Source organism: Arthrobacter sp. P1_A5 (genome assembly GCF_056406825.1).
The window spans coordinates 35,962-47,635 of sequence record NZ_JBFTZL010000012.1; the positions used below are offsets into that span (position 1 = coordinate 35,962).

Annotated in this window: 11 protein-coding genes; 4 read left to right on the forward strand and 7 right to left on the reverse strand. The window is 67.3% G+C overall.

All coding sequences use genetic code 11. The annotated features are described in order from the left end of the window. The first annotated feature begins 84 nt into the window (after positions 1–84). Positions 85–795 (forward strand): GNAT family N-acetyltransferase, encoded by a 711-nt coding sequence (locus tag AC1D1S_RS04495; protein WP_028276531.1) that lies wholly within the window; start codon positions 85–87, stop codon positions 793–795. Between the two features lie 16 nt (positions 796–811). On the opposite strand, the gene AC1D1S_RS04500 is transcribed toward AC1D1S_RS04495, so the two are convergent. The 7 genes from AC1D1S_RS04500 to AC1D1S_RS04530 form a co-directional block, all read right to left on the reverse strand. Beyond that, positions 812–2,374 (reverse strand): MFS transporter, encoded by a 1,563-nt coding sequence (locus AC1D1S_RS04500; protein ID WP_476944007.1) that lies wholly within the window; start codon positions 2,372–2,374, stop codon positions 812–814. Between the two features lie 83 nt (positions 2,375–2,457). After that, positions 2,458–3,021, reverse strand: coding sequence for a PadR family transcriptional regulator (locus tag AC1D1S_RS04505; RefSeq protein ID WP_476944008.1), 564 nt, complete (start codon positions 3,019–3,021; stop codon positions 2,458–2,460). A gap of 139 nt (positions 3,022–3,160) precedes the next feature. Continuing rightward, complete coding sequence (locus AC1D1S_RS04510; protein WP_043435923.1) at positions 3,161–3,574, reverse strand: ankyrin repeat domain-containing protein; 414 nt, start codon at positions 3,572–3,574, stop codon at positions 3,161–3,163. Next, positions 3,571–4,653 (reverse strand): CAF17-like 4Fe-4S cluster assembly/insertion protein YgfZ, encoded by a 1,083-nt coding sequence (gene ygfZ / locus AC1D1S_RS04515; RefSeq protein WP_476993839.1) that lies wholly within the window; start codon positions 4,651–4,653, stop codon positions 3,571–3,573. The genes AC1D1S_RS04510 and ygfZ overlap by 4 nt, the downstream gene beginning before the upstream one ends. Positions 4,654–4,754: 101 nt before the next feature. Continuing rightward, positions 4,755–5,504, reverse strand: coding sequence for a flavodoxin family protein (locus AC1D1S_RS04520; RefSeq protein WP_476945742.1), 750 nt, complete (start codon positions 5,502–5,504; stop codon positions 4,755–4,757). 53 nt (positions 5,505–5,557) lie between these two features. Further along, positions 5,558–6,172 carry a nitrobindin family protein gene (locus tag AC1D1S_RS04525; protein WP_079550149.1) on the reverse strand — a complete coding sequence of 205 codons (615 nt, stop codon included), beginning with the start codon at positions 6,170–6,172 and terminating at the stop codon, positions 5,558–5,560. 167 nt (positions 6,173–6,339) lie between these two features. Continuing rightward, entirely contained in the window at positions 6,340–7,074 is a 735-nt protein-coding gene (locus AC1D1S_RS04530) for a permease (RefSeq protein ID WP_223913795.1), read from the reverse strand. A gap of 243 nt (positions 7,075–7,317) precedes the next feature. Here AC1D1S_RS04530 and AC1D1S_RS04535 point away from each other — a divergent pair, with 243 nt between their 5' ends. The 3 genes from AC1D1S_RS04535 to AC1D1S_RS04545 form a co-directional block, all read left to right on the forward strand. Continuing rightward, positions 7,318–8,016, forward strand: a complete 699-nt coding sequence (locus AC1D1S_RS04535; RefSeq protein WP_028276526.1) for a winged helix-turn-helix transcriptional regulator — start codon at positions 7,318–7,320, stop codon at positions 8,014–8,016. 310 nt (positions 8,017–8,326) lie between these two features. Next, positions 8,327–9,349: a mycothiol synthase gene (mshD, locus tag AC1D1S_RS04540; protein WP_476945741.1), complete on the forward strand. Its 1,023-nt coding sequence runs from the start codon at positions 8,327–8,329 to the stop codon at positions 9,347–9,349. A gap of 89 nt (positions 9,350–9,438) precedes the next feature. Beyond that, a partial coding sequence (locus tag AC1D1S_RS04545; RefSeq protein WP_476993840.1) for an RNA degradosome polyphosphate kinase occupies positions 9,439–11,674 on the forward strand: 2,236 nt, incomplete at its 3' end.

Consider the following 11,674-nt stretch of genomic DNA (forward strand, 5'->3'; position numbering starts at 1 on the left):
GCCCGCCGGGAAGAGCCGGGCGGGCAGCGCCGCAGCCAGGCAGGGGGCAACCGGACGCCCGGCCGCGGTGGGTAGGGTTGATTCATGACTCTTGAGCCCGGTTCCGCAGAAATTGTCCAGCTCGCATGGGCGCGCCGCCTGGGGTTCGACGACGGCGCCTTCGCGGCTGCCGCCGGCGTGAGGCTCACCCGGGCGGATGAGACAGCCCGGTCCCTGCAGTTCGTCCGCCTGTTCGGCAATTCCGCCCTGGTGGGCCCGCAGTGGGCGCTGGACGCCGCCGAGGGTCTCTCGGACGAGGAACTGGCCCAGCACGTGACGCTGCTGACCATCACCCGCGGGCACGGCGGCCACGGGCTCGGCGCCGCGGCACTCTTCTTCGCCGACGACCTCCCCCTGCAGCAGCCTGCCGGGGAGTTGACGGTCTCGCACGGGAACCCGGAAGCGATCGAACTGGAGACGTTCTGCCCGCCCGACGACGTCAACGAGGTGGGCCTCGCCGACCTGGAACACCGCTTCACCGTCCTGCATCTGGAAGACGGGCGGCGGACGCCGGTGGCCTGCGGGGCGTATGCGGAATGGGAAGGGCTGCTGGCCCATATGGGCGTGCTGGTCTCGCCCGAATGGCGGCGCCACGGCCTGGGCAAGCTGGCCGCCTCGGTAGCCGCCCACGAGGCCCTCGCCGCCGGGCTGACGCTGCAGTGGCGTTCAGAAGTTAGCAACAAGGGGTCGCTGGCGCTGGCCCGGAGCCTGGGATTTTCTGCGGGCGGCATCCAGACCAGCGTGCTGCTGGGCTGATCCGGATGCCGCCAGGCTAGCCGCGCTCCGCTGCGGCCCTGTCCGCGTCGGCTTCGTCCGCGTCCGCTTGGTCCGCGGCGGCTGCTGCGGCTGTGGCTGCGGCAGCATCTGGTTCGCCCCAGCCCTGGACCGGCTTGGGCTTGGCGAAGAACAGCGCCACGGCAGCACCGAGCAGAATGACCGCCGCCGGCAGCAGGATGGATTGGCCCATCGCCGTCGAGAACCCTTCATGAAGTTCCGCCGGCAAGGCCCCGCCGAAGCCCATCGGGCTGGCGTCTGCGCCTGCTCCGGGCCGGGCGGGGAGCTCGGCCGCAAGCCGCGACTGGATCAGGACGGCGATGGCGGCGCTGCCGAGTACGGCGCCGATCTGGCGGGTCGTGTTGTAGACGCCTGAGCCGGCTCCCGCCTGCCGCGGCGGCAGGTTGCGTGTGACGGTGGAACTCAACGGCGCCCAGATGCCTGCATTGGCGAAGCCCAGCACTGCGCTCGGCAGGAGGAACAGCCAGATGGGGGTGTCCGGGTGCATGAGCAGGGCATTCCAGAACAGCGCCACGGACATCAGGACCAGGCCGGTCGCGGTGATGAATTTCGGGTTGACCTTGTCGATGATCCGGCCGACGACGGGGGCGAGGCCGCCCGAGATCAGCGCCATCGGCACCATCATGAGCGCCGACTGGGTCGGGGTCAGTCCGCGGACGATCTGGTAGTAGAAGATCAGCGGCAGGCTGAACGCGGTGACGGTGAAGCCCACCGTGGTGATCGCAATGTTGGCGAGCGAGAAGTTCCGGTCCTTGAAAAGGGACAGGGGCAGCAGCGGTTCACCCGTGTTGAACTTCTGCCACAGGACGAAGACCACCAGCACGGCGATGCCGCTGATGATCAGGCCCCAGACGGTGATGGGGCCGGCGATGGTGCCCCAGTCGTACGTCGCGCCCTCTTGGATGCCGAAGACCAGGAGGAACAGGCCGAGGGCGCTGAGCAGCACGCCGGGAATATCGAACTTGTGCGGGTGGGTTGTCAGCGAGGGCACGAAACGCTGGGCGAGGATGAAGCCGACAATCCCGACGGGAACGTTGATGAAGAAGATCCATTCCCAGCCGAGGCCGTCCACCAGCACGCCGCCGAGGATCGGGCCAACCAGCGTGGCGACGCCGGCCGTGGCACCCCAGATGCCCATGGCCGCTCCGCGGCGGTCCGGGGGGAAGATCCGGGTAATGACGGCCATGGTCTGCGGCGTCATCATGGCCGCGCCGAGTCCCTGGACCACACGGGCCGCGATGAGGATCTCGACGCTGCCGGAGAGGCCGCACCACAGCGATGCCACAGTGAAGACGACGAGTCCGGAGAGGTAGAGCTTCTTCGGACCGAAACGGTCCCCGAGCCGGCCCGTGATCAGCAGCGGCACGGCATAGGCGAGCAGGTAGGCGCTGGTGACCCAGATCACCGAGTTAATGTCAGTGTTGAGGCCCTCCATAATGCTGGGGTTGGCCACCGAGACGATGGTGGTGTCGATCAGGATCATGAAGAAGCCGATCACCAGGGACCAGAGTGCCGGCCATGGCCGGGCTACGTTTTCCATGCGGTTCCTTAGGGGCTGGTGTGAAACGGTGGATGGGCTGTGTGTGGGGGCGGCCGGGTCCCGGCCGCGGTCCTGCGCGGAGTTCACCACGGCAGTTCGCCGGAGCGGAGCTGGTCCTGAAGGCTGCGGATCCAGGCGATTTCGGCGCGCAGCGTGCTCAGCTGGAACTGGACATCGATCCAGTACTTGCGCTCCACGCCCTTCTTCGCGAGCAGGTCCTCGCCGGAGACCAGGAAGCCGAGCTGTTCCTCCAACGCCTGAAGACGCCGGTCGAGGAGTTCCACGACGACGCCGGCGGGCAGGTTGTAGGCCTCGGAGATGGCCAGCGGGAAGGCCGGGTATTCGTTGACCGGGGCGGCGAGCATGTCCTGCAGCCACGTCGTGAACGCTTCGCGGCCGGCAGCCGAGATCGTGTAGGTGGTGCGCTCCGGACGGTTGCCTCCCCGGTCCGTTCCCGTGGCTGTGACCAGCCCCCGATCCTCGAGCCGCCCGACGGCGTGATAAAGCGTTCCTGGCCGCACCTTGACCAGCCGGTCCTCGTGCCGTGCGATCAGGAGCTGGTACATCTCGTAGGGATGCATCGGCTCTTCCACGAGCAGGGAAAGTGCGGCGACACCTAGGGGTGTCAATGCGGTTGCCCGGGCCATGGTGCAGTCCTTCTCGGTTTAGCAGTGTTCTCTTCGGCCTAAACGGCAGTTACTCCACTAAAGATTATTCCACGTGGAGTATTTGAGGGCAATCCTCCCAAACCCGGGCCGGCCGCGCCCCGGCCCCAGGTGCGATTGGTCAGCCGAGGAGGGCCAGGATGTCCGTCCGGGCGAACATCTGCGCAGCGGCCCGCGCGGTGGGGGTGCCGGCGTCCGGGTCGGCCCCGGCGTCCAGCAGTTCCCGGGCCACGTCCGTGTAGCCCTTGAAGACAGCACCGGCCAGCGGGGTCTGGCCGCGGTCGTTCGGCGTGTTGGCGTCGCCGCCGTGGTCCAGGATCAGCCGGACAGTGCCGGCGTGGCCGTGGTACGCCGCCAGCATCACCAGCGAGTCGCCGGAGGAGGTGGTCAGCGTGGCCGGGGCGCCGGCGGCCAGGTAGCTGCCCAGCAGAGCGGAGTTGCCCTCGCGGGCGGCGTCGAAGAGCGCGTGCGCCAGCGCGAGTGTCTCGTCGTCGGGCGCGGCGCCCGGCTCGTTCACTTTGGACTCGCCGCTCATCGGGTGCCCCGCAGGAAGCCGGTCTGGMGGCCTACCACCTGGCCGGCGTCGGGGGCCACAATGACTTCCTGGGCCGCGGAGTACGGCTCGTCCCCGTCCACGACGGTCAGGACCTCGTCCGGGGCGACGGAGCGTTTGATCACGGCCAGGGCGACGGGGCCCATCTCGTAGTGCTGCGCCACGGAGGTCACGGTGCCCACCTTCCGCTCGCCCGCACGCACCTCGCTGCCGGCCGCGGGCAGGGTGTGCTGGGAACCGTCGAGCTGGAGGAACACGAGACGGCGCGGCGGGTGGCCCAGGTTGTGGACTCGCGCGATCGTCTCCTGGCCCTTGTAGCAGCCCTTGGCCAGGTGCACGGCAGTGCGGAGGAGGTCGAGCTCATGCGGGATGGTCTTGTCGTCCGTTTCCGCGCCCCAGCGGGGCCGCCACGCCGCAATCCGCAGCGCTTCGGACGCCATGGTGCCGGCGAGGGCACGGTCGCCCACGGTCGCGACCAGCTCGTCCGCGGGGACCAGGTACTCAAACCAGGGCCGTTCCAGTCCTGGATGGGCGTCCTCGCCCACCACAGCGTAGGAGTAGCCGCCGGCGCCGACGTGCGGCCACGGGTCTTGCCAGGCCTGCAGCGCCTCCCATTCCGGGATGCGGTGTGTGGAGCCGAGTACGGCCCAGTCGGCGGAGACGTCCGCGATTTCGACCCGGAGCATGAACTTCATCTTGTTGAGCCATTCGGCGAGCGGGGCCGCCTCGGCTGCCTCGACGATCAGCCAGGTCGTGGCGCCGTCGTCCACCACCCTGGCGTCGAATTCGATCCGGCCCTGCACGCTCAGCAACAGCAGTTCGGTGGACTGGCCAGGGGCCAGCGAAGTGAGCTGCTGGGAGGACAACGTGTTGAGCCAGCTCAGGCGGTCCGGCCCGCTGACCGTCACCACACCGCGGTGTGAGAGATCGACGACGGCGGTGCCGGCGGCCAGCGCCCGCTGCTCCCGGAGAGGCTCGCCGTAGTGGGCGGCGACGCCGGCATCGGCGCCGCCGGCCTCAACCGCGGCCGGGCGCGACAACAGGGGGCTTTTGATAGTCATATTGAAAGGAACGTCCTTAGCTCTGTGCGTATTCCGGGCCCGGCAGGTTCCGGCCCCGGCAGGGACAATCTGGCTCCGCCGGACTGTGGGGCAGGCCGGTCCTAGCGGTATTCCGGATTTTCAAAGTCGAAACGGGTGCCCGCTTTCCAGGCATCGGGCAGGTTTCCGTAGGCGGGAATGCCGCCCGCATCCTTGAGCATGCGCGCCAGGTGCAGCATGTTCCAGGCCATGAAGGTGGTGTTGCGGTTGGTGAAATCGCTCTCCGGCCCCCCGGACCCCTGGTCAAGGTAGCTCGGTCCCGGCCCGACGGGACCGATCCAGCCGGCGTCGGCCTGCGGCGGGATGGTGAAGCCGATGTGCTGGAGGCTGTACAGGACGTTCATGGCGCAATGCTTGATGCCGTCCTCATTGCCGGTGATGAGGCAGCCGCCCACCTTCGGATAGTAGGCCCACTGGCCCTTCGCGTTCAGCTGCCCGGAGTGGGCGTAGAGGCGCTCGATGAGCTTCTTGGTCTGCGAGGAGTTGTCCCCCAGCCAGATAGGCCCCGCGACGACGACGATGTCCGCTTCCTGGACGGCCGGGTAGAGTTCCGGCCACTCATCGGTGGCCCAGCCGTGTTCGCGCATGTCCGGGTAGACCCCGCTGGCGATGTCGTGGTCCACCGTGCGGATCACGCGGGTGGTGACGCCCTGCTTCTCCATGATCCGGCGGCTGACCTCGATCAGGCCCTGGGTGTTGGACACGTCCGGGGACTTCTTGAGCGTGCCGTTGAAGAACACGGCCTTGAGGTCGGCGTAGCTGGCGCTGCCGGGTGCTGTGCTGCCGGCTGAGCTGGTGACTGTGTCGTTCACGGCATTTCTCCTGGGTCGATGGTGACAACGGAAAAATCAGTGAGACCGCGTAATTAGCCTACTTTGGCGAGGATGGCCGATGCGTGGGCCTCCAGGCCGCCGCCCGCCGTCGAATTCTTGCCGGTGGCCACGTCCCAGCGCCACAGCAGGTTTCCTTCCACCAGCCCGAAGATCCGGGTGGCCGCCGTGTACTCCTTGGAGTGGCTGCCGCGCATCACCATGTCGGTGCTGAGCTGGATCTGGGGGCCCTTGATCTGGCCGTAGTACAGCTCCGAGATCCCGCCGGGGTGGGCGATGGAGACCGAGATGTCGAAGCCGCCGTCGCTGTTGCGCAGGGCCTCCACCTCGTCGGCGCTCTTGAGCACCGGGACGATGTCCGCCGGGATCAGGCCGGGGCCGCCGTCCTCCTCGCGCTGCTTACGCTCCAGCGCCCAGAAGCCGGTCTCGACGGTGAGGGGACGCAGTTTGGTGCCCTCGTCGTCGGTCAGCCAACTCTCGGCACGGTACTGCAGGTACGGCAGGCCGTTGTGCGTAAACGAGACGTGTTGCAGGAAGTGCTCGGAGTCCTCGTCTCCAGCCCCCAGCCGGCCGCTGCCCTCCCACTCACCAATGAGCCAGGACAGCGGAACGATTTCGGGGGTCAGATCAGTAGGGATTTCAATCGGCACAGCATCTACCTCTGGAAGCTACGGGGTCTGGAACGTCTTACTTCTGGCCTTTGAAGAGGCGGTACACGACAAAGCCGGCAAACCACGCCATGGACAGGCTGGCCACGCCAAGCAGGACAAGGAAAAAGATCTCATATGCAAGTACGGACATGATGCCATCCTAACGCTTAGTAGATGAGTAGTTTGTCTATGAAGTAGGCCAGTGAACCGACAGCAGAAACCGGCCCGAGCCCCATGCCCACGGCCGCCAAAACATTTAGGCCCTCACCGTTGAGGATGACGAGGCGGCGGAAACTCACCAGCACCGCCCCCACGACGACGCCGACGAGGGCCGCCGGCAGCACGGCAATGTCGGAGAACACCAGGCCGGCGAGCGGCCCGGCAAGGCCGGCGCTCACGATGCCCAGCGGCGCCACGATCCGGTCCGGCCAGCGGATCAGCCCCGCCAGCAGCGCGATCGCCGAACTGATGGCCGCCACGAGGATCATTTCGCGGACCCCGTTGAAGCGCGAACTCGCAATCCAGCCGGCGCCGAGGCAGGAGAGCAGGACACCCGCGCACGAGCCCAGGGTGGATTCGAGGCGCTGGGCCTGACCGGTGCCCCGGATCAGCTGCATGACGAAGATTGCCATGACCCCGACGGCCAAGAACGACGGCGTCCAGTCCAGGAAGCCCGGAGCCGGGAGATAGGTCGCAGCCACTGCCGACCCGACGCCGGGCAGGCCAATCAAGACCGCGAGCGTCTTCTTGGCGGGGATGCCGAGAAAGTAGGGCCAGCCGATACCGATGCCGGCGGCGGCGAGCGCCGCGACGGCCAGGAGGACCTCAGGCGAGGCATAGGCTCCGGCGACAATCGCCGCGAGACCGGCCAGGCCGATGATCCCGACGCTCCACGGCTTCACTGTCTGCTCGCCATCGGCAGACCCAGCATGGCCAGACCTTCGCTCACTGCGGACCCCAATTCGACTCGGCTCAATTTCGACGGGCCGCGGGCCCTGACGGTTCAATCCTGCCCTATGTGAACGGTATGTGTCGCAAAAGGAGGCGCCGGAGGTGACGGGACCATGGCCGGAATGGGGCCCTTAGGTATACTCAACATCAGCAACAAGACGCCCAACGATGCGCGGACACCCCTTGGAGGAACAATGTCGCACATCCTGCTATTGACGAACAGCACGGGAACATCCGTGGACGTCCTGCCTGCTCTGGAACTGCTGAACCACCGGGTGCATATCCTTCCGGCCGAGCCCACTGCCCTGCTCGAGACCGACCCCTGCGACATCGTCCTGCTCGATGCCCGCAAGGACCTGGTCGGCGCACGTTCCCTCACCCAGCTGCTCAAGGCCACCGGCCTCAGCGCCCCGTTGATGCTGATCCTCACCGAGGGCGGCATGGCCGCGGTCTCCTCGGCGTGGGCCGTGGACGACATCCTCCTGGAATCCGCGGGCCCGGCAGAAGTCGAGGCCAGGATCCGGCTCGGCGTCGCGCGCGCCGTTCCGGAGAAGGAGGACGTGCCGACCGAAATCCGGGCCGCCGGCGTCGTGATTGACGAGGCCAGCTACACCGCACGGGTCAACGGCGCCGCGCTCAACCTGACCTTCAAGGAATTTGAGCTGCTGAAATACCTGGCCCAGCACCCCGGCCGGGTGTTCACCCGCCAGCAGCTGCTGACCGAAGTCTGGGGCTACGACTACTACGGCGGCACGCGCACCGTGGATGTCCACGTCCGGCGGCTGCGGGCCAAGCTGGGCGCCGACCACGAGAACCTGATCAGCACCGTCCGCAACGTCGGCTACCGCCTGACCCTGGTCCGCCAGCCCGAGGACGAACTGACCGAGGCCTGAGCGCCACGGCCGCCACGACGCGGCGGCGCCGGTACGCAGGCACTGTACACAAGCCCTGAACGCAGAAGGCCCCGGACTCTGGAATCCAGAGTCCGGGGCCTTCTTGGTGCACCAAACCATCGGCACAAACTTCTCAGTATCTAGCAGTACTTCTCAGTGGAGGACATACGGGTCGAACGTATCGAGGCCACCCCAGTGGTGGATCCCCCTCGCATCTGGCTCAACGCCGGACGAGATAACGACTATACGGGGCCGTCCGCAGTTCGACAAAATCGGCCGCTGACCCCCATGCACCCGATAGCCTTGCACCATGAGCCCTGCGCACCCGGAAAACTGGCCCGTACACACTGAAAAAGGAACCGTGGACGCCGCGCTGCTGCGGGACGTCGCCGCCCTTGTCGCCGCGGCGGAAGAGTCCGACGGCAATCCGCCGCTGTCCGAACAGACCCTTGTCACGCTGCGCGCCGGCGATACGGGCGAGCACTCGGTGCTTGCCCTGGCCCTCTATGCCCCTGACGACAAGTTGGATCCCGCGACGGCGCAGGACCTGGCCGGCGTCGCCGTCGTCATCGAGGAACCCGACGGCACCGGCATCCTCGAGGTCGCCGTCCATCCCAGCTACCGCAACCAGGGCGTGGGCGACCGCCTGCTGGGCGAACTGAGGACAGTCCGCGGCTTCGCCGGCCTGAAAGCCTGGTCCCACGGAAACCACGAGGCCGCGGCCGACCTCGCAGCCCGCTACGGCTACGGCGCCGTGCGTGAGCTGTGGAAGATGCGGTTGATGACGGCGGCAGCGGCCCTGCCGGAGGCGCACCTCCCGGACGGCGTACAGCTCCGCACCTTCGTGCCCGGCCGGGACGAGGACGGCTGGCTGGACGCAAACAAGGCCGCTTTCGCACACCACCCGGAGCAAGGCAACATGACGCGGGCCGATCTGGACGCCCGGATGGCCGAACCGTGGTTTGATCCCGCGGGCTTCCTGCTGGCCGTCGACCCGGCGGACCGGATCCTGGGATTCCATTGGACCAAGGTGCACCCCCGGCACGGCGACCACCCCGCAATGGGCGAGGTCTACGTGGTGGGCGTGACCCCCGATGCCCAGGGGTCCGGGCTCGGCAAGGCCCTCACGGTCGCCGGCATCAGGCATCTCCAGGGCTTGGGGCTCCGCGCCGTCATGCTCTACGTCGATGCCGACAACACCCCCGCCGTCGCCCTCTACCGCCGGCTCGGATTCACCCGCTGGGATGTCGATGTGATGTACGCGCCGTTGCCGCAGCAGCCAGCACAGGCCGCCGCTCCCGCGCCGGACGGCGTTAGTCAAGTCGGCGGATAACCGTCCCGGCCCGGGCCGAAACCTGGGGTCATCCGGCCATGATTGCTTGTAAGGTTGAAGCTACATCGCGCCAGCATTGAGGAGACACCATGCCACGGGATACCGCCCGGACATCCACGTCTGAACCAGCAACGCCGGAAAAGGGGGCGCGTCCGGTACGTGCCCGCTTTGGCTCCTCCGAAGTGCCGGCCTCGCGCGCCACGCAGGACCGGATCGATATTCCGGAGTTCGCGCCGAACCCGGAACCGGAAGGCGACATCCGCCCCGACCGGTTTCTGGACCGGGAACTGAGCTGGCTTGCGTTCAACGCGCGGGTCCTGGAATTGGCCGAGGACCCCAACCTGTACCTGCTGGAGCGGGTCAGCTTCCTGTCCATCTTCGCCTCCAACCTGGACGAGTTCTTCATGGTCCGGGTGGCCGGGCTGAAGCGGCGGATCGCCACGGGGCTCGCCGTCCCCTCCCCTGCCGGGCTGAGCCCCATGCAGGTCCTGGAGCAGATCGGGGAGGAGGCCCACCGGCTGCAGCAGCGCCACGCCCGGGTCTACGCCGAACAGATCCGTCCGGCGCTGGCCTATGAGCACATCCACCTGATGCACTGGGAGGAACTCGACTCGCAGGCCAAGGACCAGCTCAGCGCCATGTTCGCGGAAAAAGTTTTCCCGATCCTGACGCCGCTGGCCGTGGACCCGGCGCACCCGTTCCCCTACATCTCCGGGCTGTCCCTGAACCTCGCCGTGGTGGTCCGCAACCCGGTCAGCGACAAGGAGCTCTTCGCCCGTGTCAAGGTCCCTGACCAGCTCCCGCGCCTGATCTCCATCGACGGCGCCCGCGCCGGCTCCGTCCCGGGACGGGTGGCACGGTTCATCGCGCTCGAAGAAGTGATCGCCGTGCACCTGGACCAGCTGTTCGCCGGCATGGAGGTCCTGGAACACCACATCTTCCGCGTGACCCGCAACGAGGACGTCGAGGTCGAAGAGGACGACGCCGAAAACCTGCTGCAGGCCTTGGAGAAGGAACTCCTGCGCCGCCGGTTCGGCCCGCCCGTCCGCCTTGAGGTCACCAATGACATCAACCCGAACATCCGTGCCCTGCTGATCCGCGAGCTCGGCGTCGAGGAATCCGAGGTCTACTCCGTGCCGGCGCCGCTGGACCTGCGCGGACTCTCGGTGATTGCCGGGATCGACCGGGCGGACCTGCACTACCCCAAGCACGTCCCGCACACCTCGCGCTACCTCAACGAATCGGAAACGTCCAAGGCGGCCAACGTCTTTGCCGCCATGCGGCGACGGGACATCCTCCTGCACCACCCGTACGACTCCTTCTCCACGTCGGTCCAGGCGTTCCTGGAACAGGCAGCCGCGGACCCCAAAGTCCAGGCCATCAAACAGACCCTGTACCGCACGTCCGGTGACTCCCCGATTGTCGATGCCCTGATTGACGCCGCCGAGGCCGGCAAGCAGGTCCTGGCGCTCGTGGAGATCAAGGCGCGCTTTGACGAGCAGGCGAACATCTCCTGGGCCCGGAAACTGGAACAGGCAGGCGTCCATGTGGTGTACGGCATCGTGGGGCTCAAGACCCACTGCAAGCTCTCCCTCGTGGTCCGCCAGGAAGTGGACGGCCTGCGCCGCTACTGCCACATCGGCACTGGCAACTACCACCCCCGTACGGCCCGCTACTACGAGGATCTGGGCCTGCTGACGGCGAACGAACAGGTCGGCGAAGACCTTTCGAAGCTGTTCAACCAGCTCTCCGGCTACGCGCCGAAGTCCACGTTCAAGAGGCTGCTCGTGGCGCCGCGCTCGGTCCGTTCCGGGCTGATCGACAGGATCGAAACCGAGATCAGGAACGCCCGGGCCGGCATCCCCGCCCGCGTCCAGATCAAGGTCAATTCGATGGTGGACGAAGCCATCATCGATTCCCTGTACCGCGCGTCCCAGGCCGGAGTGCAGGTGGATGTCATTGTCCGCGGCATCTGCTCCCTGCGGCCCGGCGTTCCCGGCCTGAGCGAGAACATCACGGTCCGCTCCGTGCTGGGCCGCTTCCTGGAACACTCCCGCGTCTTCGCGTTCGCCAATGCCGGCGACCCGGTGGTTTACATCGGCTCGGCCGACATGATGCACCGCAACCTCGACCGCCGGGTTGAAGCCCTCGTGCAGCTGACGAGCGGCGACGACACGAGCTATGTCCTGGACTTGCTCAACCGCTACATGGTGCCCGAAACGGCGAGTTGGCATTTGGACAAGCAGGGTGAATGGACCCGCCACCACCTGGCGGAAGACGGCCAGGACCTCAAGGACGTGCAGTCCTGGCTGCTCGCCTCCCGCT